The organism is Mycobacterium sp., from assembly GCF_035314665.1.
Lineage (GTDB): Bacteria > Actinomycetota > Actinomycetes > Mycobacteriales > Mycobacteriaceae > Mycobacterium.
In genome coordinates this window covers 1-16894 of record NZ_DATFZD010000047.1, presented here as the reverse complement: position 1 = coordinate 16894, position 16894 = coordinate 1, and the positions used below count along the sequence as shown (strand labels likewise).

14 protein-coding genes are annotated in these 16894 nt (G+C 66.8%); 11 read left to right on the top strand and 3 right to left on the bottom strand.

Annotated elements, in window-relative coordinates; all coding sequences use genetic code 11:
* The 9 genes from argC to VKI00_RS03605 form a co-directional block, all read left to right on the top strand.
* Nucleotides 1-727: N-acetyl-gamma-glutamyl-phosphate reductase (gene argC, locus VKI00_RS03645; protein ID WP_324435466.1), on the top strand; the 727-nt coding region annotated here is incomplete at its 5' end.
* Entirely contained in the window at nucleotides 724-1962 is a 1239-nt protein-coding gene (gene argJ, locus VKI00_RS03640) for a bifunctional glutamate N-acetyltransferase/amino-acid acetyltransferase ArgJ (RefSeq protein ID WP_324435465.1), read from the top strand. The genes argC and argJ, both read left to right, overlap by 4 nt.
* Nucleotides 1959-2870 (top strand): acetylglutamate kinase, encoded by a 912-nt coding sequence (argB, locus tag VKI00_RS03635; RefSeq protein WP_324435464.1) that lies wholly within the window; start codon nucleotides 1959-1961, stop codon nucleotides 2868-2870. Before argJ ends, argB begins: the two co-directional genes overlap by 4 nt.
* Nucleotides 2867-4045 carry an acetylornithine transaminase gene (locus VKI00_RS03630; protein WP_324435462.1) on the top strand — a complete coding sequence of 393 codons (1179 nt, stop codon included), beginning with the start codon at nucleotides 2867-2869 and terminating at the stop codon, nucleotides 4043-4045. The genes argB and VKI00_RS03630 overlap by 4 nt, the downstream gene beginning before the upstream one ends.
* Nucleotides 4042-4965 carry an ornithine carbamoyltransferase gene (gene argF / locus VKI00_RS03625; RefSeq protein WP_324435460.1) on the top strand — a complete coding sequence of 308 codons (924 nt, stop codon included), beginning with the start codon at nucleotides 4042-4044 and terminating at the stop codon, nucleotides 4963-4965. Before VKI00_RS03630 ends, argF begins: the two co-directional genes overlap by 4 nt.
* Nucleotides 4962-5465 (top strand): arginine repressor, encoded by a 504-nt coding sequence (locus VKI00_RS03620; RefSeq protein ID WP_324435458.1) that lies wholly within the window; start codon nucleotides 4962-4964, stop codon nucleotides 5463-5465. Before argF ends, VKI00_RS03620 begins: the two co-directional genes overlap by 4 nt.
* 15 nt (nucleotides 5466-5480) lie before the next feature.
* The gene (locus VKI00_RS03615; protein ID WP_324435456.1) at nucleotides 5481-6680 is read left to right on the top strand and encodes an argininosuccinate synthase; all 1200 of its coding nucleotides are present in this window, start codon (nucleotides 5481-5483) and stop codon (nucleotides 6678-6680) included.
* Nucleotides 6677-8095 carry an argininosuccinate lyase gene (argH, locus tag VKI00_RS03610; protein ID WP_324435454.1) on the top strand — a complete coding sequence of 473 codons (1419 nt, stop codon included), beginning with the start codon at nucleotides 6677-6679 and terminating at the stop codon, nucleotides 8093-8095. The genes VKI00_RS03615 and argH overlap by 4 nt, the downstream gene beginning before the upstream one ends.
* Complete coding sequence (locus tag VKI00_RS03605) at nucleotides 8088-8669, top strand: hypothetical protein (RefSeq protein WP_324435452.1); 582 nt, start codon at nucleotides 8088-8090, stop codon at nucleotides 8667-8669. Before argH ends, VKI00_RS03605 begins: the two co-directional genes overlap by 8 nt.
* A 7-nt stretch (nucleotides 8670-8676) precedes the next feature.
* Here VKI00_RS03605 and VKI00_RS03600 read toward each other — a convergent pair whose 3' ends face one another.
* Both VKI00_RS03600 and VKI00_RS03595 read right to left on the bottom strand, forming a co-directional pair.
* Nucleotides 8677-10422, bottom strand: a complete 1746-nt coding sequence (locus VKI00_RS03600) for an ABC-F family ATP-binding cassette domain-containing protein (RefSeq protein WP_324435450.1) — start codon at nucleotides 10420-10422, stop codon at nucleotides 8677-8679.
* A gap of 323 nt (nucleotides 10423-10745) precedes the next feature.
* Nucleotides 10746-12131, bottom strand: coding sequence for a DUF2254 domain-containing protein (locus VKI00_RS03595; protein WP_324435448.1), 1386 nt, complete (start codon nucleotides 12129-12131; stop codon nucleotides 10746-10748).
* 1049 nt (nucleotides 12132-13180) lie between these two features.
* Between VKI00_RS03595 and VKI00_RS03590 the strand changes: the two genes are divergently transcribed.
* Entirely contained in the window at nucleotides 13181-13576 is a 396-nt protein-coding gene (locus VKI00_RS03590; RefSeq protein ID WP_324435446.1) for a nuclear transport factor 2 family protein, read from the top strand.
* Between the two features lie 1340 nt (nucleotides 13577-14916).
* Here VKI00_RS03590 and VKI00_RS03585 read toward each other — a convergent pair.
* Nucleotides 14917-15981, bottom strand: a complete 1065-nt coding sequence (locus tag VKI00_RS03585; protein ID WP_324435444.1) for an IS630 family transposase — start codon at nucleotides 15979-15981, stop codon at nucleotides 14917-14919.
* Between the two features lie 613 nt (nucleotides 15982-16594).
* Between VKI00_RS03585 and VKI00_RS03580 the strand changes: the two genes are divergently transcribed.
* Nucleotides 16595-16894, top strand: a 300-nt coding sequence (locus VKI00_RS03580; RefSeq protein ID WP_324435442.1) for a hypothetical protein, incomplete at its 3' end; no start/stop codon positions are given.

Here is a 16894-nt window from a genome sequence, read left to right as displayed (position 1 = left end):
GGACTTCCGGCTCACCGACGCCGACGCGTGGCAGCGGTTCTACGGGTCGGCTCACGCCGGCAGCTGGCCGTACGGGCTGCCCGAGCTTCCCGCCGGCCGTGACCGGCTGCGCGGCGCGCGTCGCATCGCGGTACCCGGGTGCTACCCGACCGCCGCGCTGCTGGCCTTGGTGCCCGCGGTCGCAGAGAACCTCGTCGAGCCCACCCTCACGGTCGTCGCGGTCAGCGGCACCTCCGGTGCCGGTCGCACGGCGAAGGCCGAGTTGCTGGGTTCCGAGGTGATCGGATCGGCCCGCGCCTACAACATCGCCGGCGCTCACCGGCATACGCCTGAGATCGCGCAGGGCCTGCAGGCCGTCACCGAACGGGCGGTGCATGTATCGTTCACCCCGGTCCTGGCCCCGATGTCGCGCGGTATTTTGGCCACGTGCACCGCGCGCACCGCGACGACACTGCCGCGGTTGCGGGAAGCCTACGAAAAGGCCTATGGTGGTGAGCCTTTCGTGCAACTTCTGCCGGAGGGCCAGCTGCCGAGGACAGGCGCGGTGCGCGGCAGCAATGCGGCGCATCTCGCGGTCGCAGTCGACGACGAAGCCGCCATGTTCATCGCGGTGTGCGCGATCGACAACCTCGTCAAAGGCACGGGCGGCGCCGCCGTCCAGTCGATGAACCTGGCGCTGGGCTGGCCGGAGACCGAAGGGCTGTCCATCGTGGGGATGGCGCCGTGACCGGCTCCCCCTCAAGCGGGAGGTGCCCCCAGTCAGCGCACACCCGGCTGGTGCGCACGCAGGGCGTCACGGCCCCGGCGGGATTCCGCGCTACCGGGATCGCGGCGGGTATCAAACGGTCCGGCGCATTGGACCTTGCCCTGGTGTTCAACGAAGGGCCCGACTACGCAGCGGCCGGCGTGTTCACCCGCAATCAGGTCAAGGCCGCGCCGGTGCTGTGGACGCAGCAGGTGATGACGACCGGGCGCCTGCGCGCGGTGATCCTCAACTCCGGCGGTGCGAACGCCTGCACCGGCCCGCAAGGCTTTCAGGACGCCCACGCCACCGCCGAAGCCGTCGCCGCGGCGCTCTCGGACTGGGGAACGGAGACGGGCGCCATCGAGGTCGCGGTCTGCTCCACCGGGCTGATCGGTGACCTGCTGCCGATGGGAAAGGTGCTACCCGGCGTGCGGGAGATCGTGCACGAACTGGCCGGCGGATTGACCGGGGGCGAGGAGGCCGCCCGGGCGATCATGACCACCGACACCGTGCCCAAGCAGGTCGCCCTGCACCACGCCGACAACTGGACTGTCGGCGGCATGGCCAAGGGCGCCGGCATGCTGGCGCCGTCGCTGGCCACGATGCTGTGCGCGATCACCACCGACGCGGTCGCCGACGCGGCGGCCCTCGACGCGGCACTGCGCCGCGCCGCCGCCCTGACCTTCGACCGCCTCGACATCGACGGCAGCTGCTCCACCAATGACACGGTCCTGCTGCTGGCGTCGGGCGCCAGCGAGAATCGACCAAGCCAACACGATCTCGACGAGGCGCTGCTGCGTGTCTGTGACGACCTCGTCGCGCAGCTGCAGGCCGACGCCGAGGGCGTTACCAAGCGCGTCACCGTTACCGTCACCAGCGCCGCAACCGACGACGGCGCACTGGCGGCCGCCCGCGTGATCGCGCGCGACAACCTCGTCAAGACCGCGCTGTTCGGCTCCGACCCCAACTGGGGGCGGGTGGTGGCAGCCGTCGGGATGGCGCCCGTAACCCTCGACCCCAACCGAATCACGGTTTCGTTCAACGGTTCCCCGGTGTGCGTCGACGGGGTCGGCACGCCCGGCGCTCGTGACGTGGACCTGACCGGAGCCGACATCGATCTCGCCGTCGACCTCGGTGTAGGCGGCGGGCGCGCGTCCATCCGGACCACGGACCTGTCCCACGGCTACGTCGAAGAGAACTCGGCCTACAGCTCATGACCCGATCCGATGTCGCAGGCCGAGCGGCTCCAACGACCACCGTGACCCCGGGCGTCAAGGCCCAGGTGCTGGCCGAGGCCCTGCCGTGGCTGAAGTCGCTGCACGACAAGATCGTCGTCGTCAAGTACGGCGGCAACGCGATGACCAACGACACGCTTCGGCAGGCGTTCGCCGCGGACATGGTGTTCCTGCGCAACTGTGGCATCCACCCGGTCGTCATCCACGGCGGCGGCCCGCAAATCACCGCGATGCTGAAAAGGCTTGGCATTCCCGGTGATTTCAAGGCCGGATTCCGCGTCACCACCCCGGAGGTGCTAGACGTCGCGCGCATGGTGCTGTTCGGCCAGGTGGGCCGGGAATTGGTGAACCTGATCAACGCGCACGGCCCCTACGCGGTAGGTATCACCGGCGAGGACGCCCAGCTGTTCACCGCCGTGCGACGCAGCGTGACCGTCGACGGCGTGGACACCGACATCGGCCTAGTCGGCGACGTCGCGACGGTGAACACCGCCGCGGTGCTCGACTTGATCGCCGCCGGGCGCATCCCGGTGGTGTCGTCGATCGCGCCGGACGCCGACGGTGTCGTGCACAACATCAACGCCGACACCGCAGCAGCCGCGCTCGCCGAAGCGCTGAAGGCCGAAAAGCTGCTGATGCTCACCGACGTCGAAGGCCTCTACACCCGCTGGCCGGACCGCGATTCGCTGGTCAGTGAGATCGACACCAAGACGCTTGGCGGGGTGCTGCCGTCGCTGGAGGCCGGCATGGTGCCCAAAATCGAGGCTTGCCTGCGGGCCGTCGCGTCCGGCGTTCCGAGCGCCCATGTGATCGACGGGCGGGTCGAGCACTGCGTGCTGGTGGAACTGTTCACCGACGAGGGAACCGGGACAAAGGTGGTGAAGGCGTGAATCCCTCGCTGCTGCAACGGTGGTCGGCCGTGATGATGGACAACTACGGCACCCCGCCGCTTGCGCTTGCCCACGGTGACGGCGCGGTGGTCACCGATGTCGACGGCAAGTCCTATCTCGACCTGCTCGGCGGCATCGCGGTCAACCTGCTCGGCCACCGCCACCCGGCGGTGATCGAGGCGGTGACACGACAGCTCAACACCCTGGGCCATACGTCGAACCTCTACGCCACCGAACCCGGGATCGCGCTCGCCGAGGCGCTCGTGGAGCAGCTCGGTGCCGACGCCGAGACACGGGTGTTCTTCTGCAACTCGGGCACCGAAGCCAATGAGGTGGCCTTCAAGCTGTCCCGGCTGACCGGTCGCACCAAACTCGTCGCCGCACAGGAAGCTTTCCACGGCCGGACGATGGGCTCGCTCGCGCTGACCGGGCAGCCAGCCAAGCAGGCCCCCTTCGAGCCGCTACCCGGCGAGGTCACGCACGTGCCGTACGGCGATGTCGAGGCACTCGCCGCGGCGGTGTCCCACGACACCGCCGCGGTCTTCCTCGAACCGATCATGGGGGAGAGCGGCGTTGTGGTCCCGCCCGCCGGCTACCTGGTCGCCGCGCGGGAGATCACCGCCCGGCACGGGGCGCTGCTTGTGCTCGACGAGGTTCAGACCGGGATGGGCCGCACCGGAGCCTTTTTCGCGCATCAGCACGATGGCGTCACGCCCGACGTGGTCACCGTGGCGAAGGGGCTCGGCGGAGGACTGCCGATCGGGGCCTGTCTCGCGGTCGGGCCCGCGGCAAGCCTGCTGACCCCCGGGCTGCACGGCAGCACGTTCGGCGGCAACCCGGTCTGCGCCGCTGCGGCGCTGGCGGTGGTGCAGACGCTGGCCGAGGACAACCTGATCAGCCGCGCAGATGGGCTCGGTAAGTCGCTCAGCCACGGCGTCGAGTCGCTGAATCACCCTCTCGTGGATCACGTGCGGGGCCGCGGGCTGCTGCTGGGCATGGTGCTGACCGCGCCCGAGGCAAAGCCCATCGAGGCGGCCGCCCGAGACGCCGGTTTCCTCGTCAACGCCGCCGCGCCCGACGTGATCAGGTTGGCGCCGCCGCTTGTCATCACCGAAGCCCAGATCGACGAGTTCCTCGCCGCCCTGCCCAAAGTGCTCGAGGCGGTGTCGGAATGAGGCACTTCCTTCGTGACGACGACCTCAGTCCCGATGAGCAGTCCGACGTTCTCAACCTGGCGGCGCAGCTCAAAAAGGACCCCTTCGGCTGCCGCCCGCTCGAGGGGCCGCGCGGGGTGGCGGTGATCTTCGACAAGAACTCCACCCGCACCAGGTTCTCTTTCGAGCTCGGCGTCGCGCAGTTGGGCGGCCATGCGATCGTCGTCGACGGGCGCAACACCCAACTGGGGCGCGACGAAACGCTGGAGGACACCGGAAGGGTGTTGTCCCGCTACGTCGATGCGATCGTGTGGCGCACATTCGGCCAGGGGCGACTCACCGCGATGGCGTCCACCGCGACGGTGCCGCTCATCAACGCGCTCTCCGACGAGTTTCACCCGTGCCAGGTGCTCGCCGACCTGCAGACACTCCGCGAGCGCAGAGGCGGCCTGACCGGATTGCGGCTAGCCTACTTCGGAGACGGCGCCAACAACATGGCGCACTCGCTGATGCTCGGGGGCGCCACGGCCGGCGTGCACGTGACGATTGCCGCACCGCCCGGGTTCGAGCCGCAGCCGGAGTTCGTCGCCGCCGCGCAGGCGCGCGGCCGTCAAACCGGCGCCACCGTCGCAATCACGGCCGAGCCGGAGGCGGCCGCCGACGGCGCCGACGTGCTCGTCGCCGACACCTGGACGTCGATGGGGCAGGAGGACGACGGTCTGGACCGGATCGCACCGTTTTGGCCGTACCAGCTCAACGAGCGGCTGCTCAGCCTGGCTGATCGTGATGTCGTTGTGCTGCATTGCCTTCCGGCTCATCGCGGCCATGAGATCACCGACGCGGTGATCGACGGGCCGCACAGCGCGGTGTGGGACGAGGCCGAGAACCGGCTGCACGCCCAGAAAGCGCTGCTGGTCTGGCTTCTGGAGCGTGCGAAATGACCGCGGGCAAGGCCGCGGCTGCGGAAGTAAGCGCCACCCGTGCCGGGCGCCAGGCGCGCATCGTCGCGATCCTGTCGTCGCGGGCAGTGCGCAGCCAGAGCGAACTCGCCGTGGCGCTGGCGGCCGAGGGCATCGAGGCCACTCAGGCCACGCTGTCGCGTGATCTCGAGGAGCTCGGTGCGGTCAAGCTGCGCGGCGCGGACGGTGGCGCGGGCGCTTATGTCGTCCCCGAGGACGGCAGCCCGGTGCGGGGGGTTTCGGGCGGCACAGAACGGATGTCGCGGCTGATGGGCGAGCTGCTGGTGTCCACGGACGCCAGCGGCAACCTCGCGGTGCTGCGCACACCGCCCGGCGCGGCGCACTATCTCGCCAGCGCCATCGACCGTGCCGCGCTGCGGGACGTCGTCGGCACCATCGCCGGCGACGACACGATCCTGGTGGTCGCACGCGAACCGACGACGGGCGCGGAGCTGGCCGCCAAGTTTGAAGAGCTGACTTAGCAAGGAGATTCGTACATGCCCGATCGCGTCATCCTGGCGTACTCCGGCGGCTTGGACACCTCGGTCGCGATCAGCTGGATCGGCAAGGAGACCGGCCGTGAGGTGGTCGCGGTCGCGATCGACCTCGGCCAAGGCGGCGAGGACATGGAGGTCGTGCGGCAGCGGGCCCTGGACTGCGGCGCGGCCGAGGCAGTCGTCGTGGACGCCCGTGACGAATTCGCCGAGGAATACTGCGTCCCGACGATCCAGTCCAACGCGTTGTACATGGATCGTTATCCGCTGGTGTCGGCGATCAGCCGGCCGCTGATCGTCAAGCACCTGGTGGCGGCCGCACGCAAGCACGGCGGCGCCACCGTCGCCCACGGCTGCACCGGCAAGGGCAACGACCAGGTCCGCTTCGAGGTCGGGTTCGCCTCGCTGGCTCCGGATCTCGAGGTGCTGGCGCCGGTGCGCGACTACGCGTGGACTCGCGAGAAAGCGATCGCGTTCGCCGAGGAGAACGGCATCCCGATCAACGTCACGAAGCGTTCGCCGTTCTCCGTCGACCAGAACGTATGGGGTCGCGCAGTGGAAACGGGCTTCCTGGAACATCTTTGGAACGCACCGACCAAGGACGTCTACGACTACACCGAAGATCCCACAGTCAACTGGTCCAGCCCGGACGAGGTCATTGTCGGGTTCGAGCGCGGCGTGCCCATCGCTATCGACGGCCGCGGTGTGACGGTGCTCGAGGCGATCGAGGAATTGAACCGGCGCGCCGGAGCGCAGGGGGTCGGCCGTCTGGATGTCGTCGAGGACCGGCTGGTGGGTATCAAGAGCCGCGAGATCTACGAAGCGCCGGGAGCGATGGCGCTGATCACCGCGCACACCGAACTGGAGCACGTGACGCTGGAACGCGAACTGGGCCGGTTCAAGCGGCAAACGGACCAGCGCTGGGCGGAGTTGGTGTACGACGGGCTCTGGTATTCGCCGCTGAAATCGGCGTTGGAGGCCTTCGTCGCGAAGACGCAGGAGCGTGTATCGGGCGAGATCCGCATGGTGTTGCACGGCGGGCACATCGCCGTCAACGGACGGCGCAGCCGCGAATCGCTCTACGACTTCAACCTGGCCACCTATGACGAGGGCGACACGTTCGACCAATCCAACGCGAAGGGCTTCGTGCATGTGCACGGCCTGTCGTCCAGGATCGCCGCGCGCCGCGACCTGCAGACATGACCACCAACGAGGGGTCGCTGTGGGGCGGCCGGTTCGCCGACGGGCCCGCGCCGGCGCTGGCCGCGCTGAGCAAGTCGACGCATTTCGACTGGGTGCTGGCGCCGTACGACATCACCGCGTCAAAGGCTCATGCGCGCGTGCTGTTTCGTGCCGGGCTGCTGACCGAGCAGCAGCGTGACGGACTGCTGGCGGCACTGGACAGCCTCGGTGCGGACGTCGTGTCAGGCCGCTTCAACCCGGCAGACACCGACGAGGACGTGCACGGGGCGCTGGAGCGCGGGCTGATCGACCGGGTCGGCGCCGAACTGGGTGGCCGCCTGCGGGCCGGGCGCTCCCGAAACGACCAGATCGCAACGTTATTCCGGATGTGGCTGCGCGACGCGGTGGACAGGGTCGGCGAAGCGACCCTCGCCGTGGTCGACGCCTTGGCCACCCAGGCCGCCGCCCATCCGACCGCGATCATGCCGGGCAAGACGCACCTGCAGTCGGCGCAGCCGATCATGCTGGCCCACCACCTGCTCGCGCACGCCCATCCGCTGCTGCGCGACGTCGACCGGCTGCTGGACGCGAACCGGCGCGCATCGATGTCGCCGTACGGCTCCGGCGCGCTGGCCGGCTCGTCGCTGGGGCTGGACCCCGACGCGATCGCCGACGAACTCGGTTTCAAAGCAGCCGCCGACAACTCAGTCGACGCGACCGCCGCGCGCGACTTCGCCGCCGAGGCCGCGTTCGTGTTCGCGATGATCGCCGTCGACCTGTCACGGCTCGCCGAGGACATCATCATCTGGAACACAACGGAATTCGGCTACATCACGCTGTCGGACGCGTGGTCGACCGGCAGCTCGATCATGCCGCAGAAGAAGAACCCTGACATCGCCGAGCTGGCTCGCGGCAAGTCCGGCCGGCTGATCGGGAACCTGGCCGGCCTGCTGGCCACTCTGAAGGCACAGCCCTTGGCCTACAACCGGGACCTGCAAGAGGACAAGGAACCGGTGTTCGACTCGGTGGCCCAGCTCGAACTGGTGCTGCCCGCGATGGCAGGGCTGGTCAGCACGCTGTGGTTCGACATCGACAGGATGGCGGCGCTGGCGCCCGCCGGTCACACGCTGGCCACCGACATGGCCGAATGGCTGGTGCGCCGCGGCGTGCCGTTCCGCGTCGCCCACGAAGCCGCCGGCGCTGCCGTGCGCGCTGCGGAGGCCCGCGCCGTGGGGCTGGAAGATCTCACCGACGACGAACTCACGGCGATCCACCCGGAATTGACCTCGCAGGTTCGCGACGTACTCAGCATCGAAGGCTCGGTTGCCTCGCGCGACGCCCGCGGCGGCACCGCACCCGTCCAGGTGGCAAAACAGTTGGCCGGGGTCCGGGACAGCACCGCGAAGCTGCGTGCAAGGCTAAGACATCGTGACTGATCTGACGCCGGAGGAGTTCACCCACCTCGTTCTGATCGCCGCCGCGCCGCCGCACCGGGTGGGCGCCGTGGTGGCGCGGCTTGTCGGCGACGACTTCTCGATCGGTCCGCTGCCCGTCGGCCCCGGCGGGATGGCATCGGCGACGGCGTACGCCACCCGCGGGCAGGTTCACGTCGCGATGTCGGACGATGCCGACTGGCATCAGGTCGTCACGGTTCCGATCTCGCTGTCGGTGGAAGTGCAGGTGGGCAAGAGCAGCACCCGCTACCGCGGCGCGGTGCAGGTGCAGGCGCGTCTGCGGCTGCGCCTGAAGCAACCGTGCAACGTGAATGTCGAGATCGAGGACCTCAACCCGGAAAACATCCGCACGGCCATCGAGCCGGTCGGCACCGCCGCGCGCGTGGTCGACTGCGTCGGCGGTGTCGAAGCAACCGTCGCTGATCAGGTGCTCGACTACATCGAGGACCTGATGACCAGACCGCAGTTCGAGGACGCTCTCGACATCGACGTGATCCAGCTGATGCAGCGCGCGTGGGACGCCGGCCTGGTGGTCGACCTCCCGGACCGGGAGTGACGGGCCGCTACTCGTCCGCCGCGGCCAGCCATGCCTCTTCCAGGTCTTCTTTGCGCCGCAGCACCTCGTTGAGCTCGGCGTTCAGCTCGCGCAGCCGGACATGGTCGTGCGCCGCGGCCGCCATCAGCTGGTGCAGGCCCGCGATCTGCTCGTCGATTCTGCCGAGCTGAGTCTCGAGGCGTGCCAATTCTTTCCGGATGCGATGCGCGCGGGCGCCGGCGGACTCCGCGCGCTCGGCGGTCGCGGCCGTCGGGACAGCCGCCTCGCGGCGCGACGCCAGGTACTGGTCGATGCCGCCCGGCAGCAGCTCGCACCGCCCGTCGCCGCTCAGCGCGTATGTGACGTCGGTGACCCGCTCCAGGAAGTAGCGGTCGTGGGTCACCACGATCAGCGTGCCGGGCCAGCCGTCGAGGTAGTCCTCGATGACGGTGAGCGTCTCGATGTCGAGGTCGTTGGTGGGCTCGTCGAGCAGCAGCACGTTGGGTTCGTCGAGCAGCAGGCGCAGGAACTGCAGCCGCCGCCGCTCGCCGCCGGACAGGTCGTCGACCCGCGCGGTGAGTTTCTCGCCCGTGAACCCGAAGTCCTCCAGCAGCGTGGCGGCGCTGGCTTGCCGGCCACCGGCCAGTTGCGTGATACGACGCCGGCCTTCGACGGCGTCGAGCACCCGGCCGGACCCGGCCAGGTCGCCGAGGCCCTGGCTCAAGTGCCGGATCCGCAGCGTTCGGCCTCGTTTGACCGTCCCGGCCGTCGGCTCGCTCTCCCCGGCCAGCAGACGCAGCACCGACGTCTTGCCGGTGCCGTTGACGCCGACCAGCCCGATGCGCGCGCCGGGCCCGATCGACCAGTCGACGTCATCCAGCACGACGCGGTCGCCGACCTCCAACCGAACGTGGTGGAGGTCGAACACGTCTTTTCCCAGGCGGGTGGTCGCGAAACGTTGCAGCGCAAGCGAATCGCGCGGCGGCGGTTCGTGGGCGATCAACGCATTGGCGGCCTGGATTCGGAACCTGGGCTTCGACGTGCGTGCGGGCGGCCCGCGACGCAGCCACGCCAGCTCCTTGCGCATCAGATTGCCGCGGCGGACCTCCGCGCCCGCCGCCTGGCGCATACGTTCGGCGCGGGCCAGCACGTAGGCCGCGTAGCCGCCGTCGTAGCCATCCACCACGCCGTCGTGGACCTCCCAGGTTCGCGTGGACACCGCATCCAGGAACCACCGGTCATGGCTGACCACTACCAATGCCAGTGACCGCTGAGCGGTCAGGTGGCCCGCCAGCCACTCGATCGCCTCCACGTCGAGGTGGTTGGTCGGCTCGTCCAGCACCAGTACGTCATGGCCACCCAGCAACACGGCGACCAGCGCGACGCGACGGCGCTCACCGCCGCTGAGCCGGCCGGCCGCCGCGTCAAGGTCCACCCCGCTGAGCAGGTGCTCCACGACGGACCGCGTGGTCGGTTCGGCGGCCCAGATGTGGTCGGGCCTGCCCCCGACGATGAGGTCGCGAACGGTGTCGATCGCCGCGAAATCGTCGGCCTGGCGCAGGTATCCCACGGAGAGGCCCGCGGTGTGGGTCACGCGCCCGGAGTCGGGCGCCCGCCCGCCGGTCAGGGTCTGCAACAGCGTGGTCTTGCCGTCGCCGTTGCGGCCCACCACGCCGATCGCGTCGCCATCGTCGATTCCCAGGCTGACGTCACGCAGCAGTGTCCGCGTGCCGTAGGAGACGGTGACGCGCTCGGCGTTGATCAGGTTGGCCATCAGATACACAATATCGCATCAGTGCAGGTCAGACACGGTTTTGGGGGAGGCGTGCTGATCGCGTGCCAGATACGTGCCAGTTCTCCCCCGATTTGGCCTCCTGCGGAGGCCGAAGGATAGGCTGCGTTGGTGTCCTTGTCTCCCGCCCACGCAGGTTGTCGGCTTAGCCGTCTATCAGAGATTTGGGGATGAGGCCATCACCATGGCCATGATCAGAGAGGTCCTCGACGAACTGGCCACTCACCGCCGCGACTGCGCTTGTGGGTCCTGCTAGTGGGTAAGCCGGGCCGGTCCCCTTGATGCAACTGTGTGTCTGCCAGCCCTTACACAGTGAACGAAGGGGAGCCGACGGCGTTGATGGTGAAAGCGGCCTCAGGCTGAGTGAACAGCGCGACGACGGCGTCGTAGCGGCGCGTCACGTCCGCGCGATCCGCGGGTTCGCGAACCGAACGCAGGTTGGCGCGCTGGATCATGTCGGCTTGGTGAAGCAGGTTCCCGCGCATAGCCGGGTGTGAGGTTTGTTCCATAATTTTTGCCAGCGCGTCGAGTTGTCGGATCATCACCGCCGGCATCCCCTCGCCGGACTGGCGGATCTTTTCGAATGCTCGCTCGATGAGCCTGCCGAAATCGGCCTCGTGGGTGATCACGCGGATGTGGCCGGTGTCGTCGCGCCGGATCCGTTGCGGGTGCCATCCGACGGTGATGCGGCACAAGCAATCGGCGAGCCAGTCGATGCACGTCAACGCCGTGAAGGTGTCGTTGACGGCCGCTGAAAGCGCGCGCAGGGCGATCTCGACCAGTTGGTCGAAGCCAAACGATATGTCCTGGGTGAGCGTGCGGTAGGGGCCGGTGACATGGCCGCGCTGCAGATTCTCGCCGACGTACTCGGCGGCTTCGGCGGGCCAAACACCCGCCAACGCCTGCCCGCGCACCAGGAAATGCCCAGGCCGGTGGGGCAGATGAATGACCGCCCCGGCCGCCGTGGCGATCTTGAGCAGCGAGTCGTGTCGGATGACCTGCAAATACCCGCTCGCCGGCGTCCGGATGACGGCGCCGGATTCCTCGATTCTGCGCAGCAACTCCTCGCTGGATGGGCCTCTGGCGGTTGCGAACCCGGTCGAGCGGTCGCCACTGCCCCGAGCGTCGATTTCCCTGGCCAGATCGCCGGCGATGCCCGCGATCACCTGCGGTAGCTGGATCGCGGTGGCGATGTGATTGATGAAATAGATCAACAGCGCCAGATCGACGAGCGTCAAGGCCAGCGCCACCGTGATGGACAGGTGCGGCACGAAGTCGCCGCGCGGACCGCCGCCGATGGAGACCAGCGCGAGGACCGCATAGAAGAAGGTCGCAACGAACGTCCCGAGCGTGAGCTGCGTTCCCCGGTCACGAATGAAGTTGCGCAGCATCCGCGGACCGAACTGGGTCGACGCCAGCGTCAATGCCACGATGGTAATCGAAAAAACGATGCCGACCACGGTGATGATTGCCGCGGCGATGGCGGTCAGGATCTGGCGGGCGGTATCGGCGGTCCCGCTGAGCACCCACCCCGGCAGGTGCAGATCGCCTCGGTAGGCGGCCCGGTCCAACGCATAGGTGCCAACGAACAGGCCCAACACCACCAAAGCCTCCGCCGCCGGCACCACCCACAGGTTGGTGCGAACCGCTTCGCGGCGCCAATCCGCCTGCAGATACGCGTAGCCGGGCATCAGAATTCACCCGCCGAACGCGCGTCGATGGTGGCGGAAGTCGAAGGGAGGCGGATCGCTCGCACAGGAACCCCTTAGGCAGCCGGACGCATGAACGCCGACCAGTCTTCCCAGCTCACCTGGTTCGCACCTTAGCGCATTCACCCAGCGTGATGCAGCGAATCGTAGATGCCGCAAGACCCCGCGCCACGGACCCCCCAGAGGACCGCCGTGTCACGCCGAAATTGATCCATCACGGGTGGCATCGCCACGGCGCCCGGTGCGGTCTGCAGTGCGGTCAGGGTTGGGCGCGCCCTCGGCACCGTAAGAACCTCCGCTGCGATCAGGTCTGCATCGCAGCGGACACGCGTTCTGCGTGAGACGTCGTGAAAGCGTCTCGCACAGCGGCCGGGTTCGGGGATGCCAGTCGTGGGCCTTCGGACGCGCTGCCCGTACTGGTCAAGATCATCAGGAGCATCAATGCCTCGGCTGATGTCGAAACCGCCTAGTACGGCACCAGTTGTCGGGCTGTTGAATTGGAGGCCGGGGTGCAAATGTTCATCGTGGCGTGCGGGTCGCAAGGGAACTCGCGACCACCGGTGCCGGGCCACGGGTCGGTCTGCGCGCCGGGGTTCATCGGCAGCGTCGGGCAGACGCCCCAAAAACGGGGCCTGAGAGCCCCGTAGAGCCACGAACAGCCCTGCCCTGGGTGTGAGGGGTGGTGCCGAGGCTCTGGCCTGACTTCCAGCCGCCGCCGCGTACTGGGTCGGCTGTAGGAGATAATTTCCTGATGAGGTTTTTGCGTCAGGTGGGCGATTGAACACCACCGGCGACGATTTGAACCTGATGCGGTTGACCTGGCGACGCATTGGCCAGTTGCAGCAGCTCGAAGACGGCAAGTAGTCCACGACTCCATTCCTGCTAATTATCTATAAATCCGCTGCGCGAAGGCTTACATTCGACGCGGCGGCGAATGGTGTGACTGATCCGAGAGCCGACCACGGCGACTCCCCGACCGGCCGATCCCGTCGCGGCCGAAACATCGGACCCGCACAGAAGGGAGTCGACAGATGTCAGAGCAGACAGACCGGAACATCGAGATCGTCAAGGAGGGTTACGAAGCCTTCTCCACCGGTGACATCGAAACATTGATGAGCCTCTTCGACGACAACATCGAATGGGTCCAACCGGGCGACAGCACCATCAGCGGTACCTATCACGGCAAACGTGAAGTCGATGAGTACCTCAGCCGGTTGGGCGAAAAGTCGCCGACGGTCAAGCACCTCCGCTTCCTCGCCGACGGCGACATGGTCGTCGCGCTAACCGAAGTGGCAGTCGGCGACCAAAGAGGTCAAGGCGCCCAGGTGTTGACCCTCCGCGACGGCAAGACGGTACGGGTACAGCAGTACACAGACACGGCGATGATGGAGCGGGTGTACGGCAGGAAGCAGGTCGCGGCAGGGTAGTACATCTGCCGCAGGACAACCTGTCCGACAAGACGTGACGGTCCGTGGCGGTGTGAGTGCGGAGCTGTGACGTACGGGACCGCGCTGGCCGAGGGGTGCAGTCTGCTCGATGGGCCGGCACCCGTCCGCGAGAAGCAAGGCGTGAAGATCCTTGGTACACAACGATTTCGGCGTCGGCGCTTTTTGTGCCCCGTGCGGCAGCGCGGGCAGGTTCCTCTGCTTGGGACCTTGTTACGGCAAACGTCGCGTAATAGCAGAATTCAGGGAACTGGGCCGCGGCCGTCACGGCCTGGGCCGCCAACCGCAGCACGGCGGGCCGCCAGCGCCACGTCAAAGGTCCAGGCAAGACTGTTCTAATCCGGCGCATCCCGGTCCGCTCAGCGGACCGCACTCCTGCCCAATCCATAGTGGTCGACGCCCAATGGTTCTTGCCGCAGTACAAGGAGGACACGCATGGCCGAACCGTGGGCCACACCTAGCTGGGCGTTGGCCAAGTCACACGGCTGTTTTCACGCTGCACCCATGCGCATCAACCGGTTGCCTCGTGCGCCGGAGCGAGCACTCCCCAGGGGCTCGGCCCCAGCGAGGGGAAGTAGACGAGGAGTAACAGACATAGGAGATTTCACACTGCCGTTACAGCAGCCGCGACGGCACTCAATCCGGACGGCGCCTTCGACGTTGATTGGCAAGCGGTGGGCACAGCCACAATCGGGAAAAGCCAAAAACCCCACATGCCTAGAACCACTAGAGGGTTAGGAATTCATTGCATTCTTCCTAATCTCGGCTTTCGTTTTTTGTGGAATAACTTGGGCTAAGTAGCACAATCTTGAAAGGATCACTGAATCATGTCAACAAGCGGTTACCAAGTTTCATGGCAATGGTGTCATAAGTGCGAGGGAATGTTCTTCTCCGGGAATCCGACCCAGGGCGTGTGCCCCGCAGGCCAATCTCATGACGCAAGCCCTAGTGGGGATTACGCAATCGTTTTTGATGACGGTCTAAGCTTCCCTGTGGGCCAAGAGAATTGGCGTTGGTATCACAAGTGTCAGGGGCTCTTTTTCGCCGGGCATTTGACCCAGGGAGTGTGTCCTGCGGGCCAATCTCATGACGGGAGCCAAAGTGGCGCGTACCTCATTGAGTTTGCGTCGGACGCCGTCATCCAATGACGCAGTAGCGACGGAAGTGCCACCACGAACTGAACATTTCGTTCATAATTGTTATGCACCCAATCGAAGCGATCGGGTTGCGGGTGGCCGATGCCGAGTTTGTGCGCCGGCGGCTGTCAGTGTCGGAGAATGCGGTGCAGCTCGGCGCACAACAAGGACAACCAGATGACAGACCTAGTGGACCGTGTTTGAAGTTGGTTGACGGTCGGCTTTTGTGAGGATTTGATCGGCGGTTTTGGTCCAGACGAATGGGTGGGCGCGGTTGTTCCAGCCGGCGATGAACGTCTTGATCGCGGTGGTGAGTTCGCGGACGTTGCCGAAGGTGCCGCGATGGATGGCTTGGCGTTCGATGATGCCGAACCAGACCTCGACAAGGTTGAGCCACGATGCCGACGTGGGGGTGAAATGGACGTGGACGCGGGGGTTGGCAGTGAGCCAGTCGCGGATCTCGACGCGTTTGTGGGCTGCGTAGTTGTCCATCACCAAATGCAGCTGCTGGTCGGGGTAGGCGCGGGCGAGGTGTTTGAGGAATCGAAGAAATTCCTGGTGGCGGTGGCGGTCCTGGCACACACCGGTGACCTGGCCGGTGGCGATCTCCAACGCGGCGAACAGGGTCGTGGTGTCGTGGCGGACGTAGTCGTGGGTGTGCCGCTCTGCTCGGCCGGGTTGCATCGGCAACATCGGCTGGGTGCGGTCCAGCGCCTGGATCTGGGATTTCTCGTCGACGCACAACACGACGGCGTTCTCGGGCGGGGCCAGATACAACCCGACGACGTCGGTGACCTTGGCGACCAGTTCGGGGTCGGTGGAGAATTTGAACGTCTCGGCCCGCCACGGCTGGATGCGGTACTCGCGCCACGCCTTGGCCACCGCCGAGAAACTGATCCCCAAGTGGTTGGCCAACAGCCGCGAACTCCAATGCGTGACGCCAAGTTTGGCTGGCGGCGGCGTCAACGTCGCCGACACGATCTCGCCGTGATCGAGGCTGCGCGGACGCCCCGACCGCGCCCGGTCAACCAACCCGCCGATCCCCGACTTCTCATAACGCGCCCGCCAGGCGATCACCGTTGGGCGCGAAACCCCGGTGCGCGAAGCGATCTCGGTGTTCGACACACCCTCGGCGGCCAGCAGCACGATCCGTGCCCGCTGCGCCGCCCCGGCCGTCACCGTCGAGGACCTGGTCAACGACACCAATTTCTCCCGATCCCCGTCCCGCAATCCCAGCGGAGCTATGCGCATGCACGATTATCCCAAATCACACTGTCAAATGACTTTGGACACGCCGCACTAGTTCCGTCGGGCTCTCGGATACGACCTCGCTGGGTAGGCATGAGCGAACGCTGTGCCATATATGCCTCTGAGCAGGTCGTTCGCGAGGGCTATGCATGGAAATATCCTCGCTTGACCGCCGATCCAGACATTGGGGCGCTGCGGCCGCCCGTCTGGTTGGTTATCTCATGCCCGCTTCAGCACAGCACCGCGCCCGCCAGCGCGATGTCAAAAGGGCCGCCAGCACTGTCCTAAGTAGGCGGCTCAGCACAAGCATGGTTGCATCTGTGCCCTGAGCGCATATGCACCAGCGGCCTGCCACCGAGTTCCAGCGGCGCCGGGCGACAAGGGTGGCGAACACCCCGCAGCTTTTGCGTACTACCTGGGCTGCGTAGCGAACGTCGATGAATTTGAGTAGCCGACTACTCAGGTGGTGCGGCTCCGACGCTGTCACGCTGCTGTCGTGACCAGTCCAAGAAGGTCCACAAAAAGTTCACACAAAACTGTCCGGCAGGCGGGGGGTCGCTGCTCATACCTGTGAGAGCGGCCCACCCGGGACCGTCACCACAGAAAGGAACACATCATGTACACCGCCAACAACCGCAAGAAGAAACTGGTCGCCTCGGCGCTCGCCGCAGCCGCCGTAGCGACACCCGCGCTGCTGCTTTTTGGTGCGGGAACCGCGCACGCGACCCAACCCACAGAGGTCGACTTCTCCGGTGCTGCGGGGCCGGGTAATGATCTCGTAGTCACGGTCGTAAACAACACTTTGACGGATTACGGCCAGTGCACCTACCAGTCCACGCCGCAGTGGCCCTCGCTGCTACCCCCATACACCTCGAACACGTGTCGGTTGCCAGGTGGAAGGGACCACCTGAGCGGT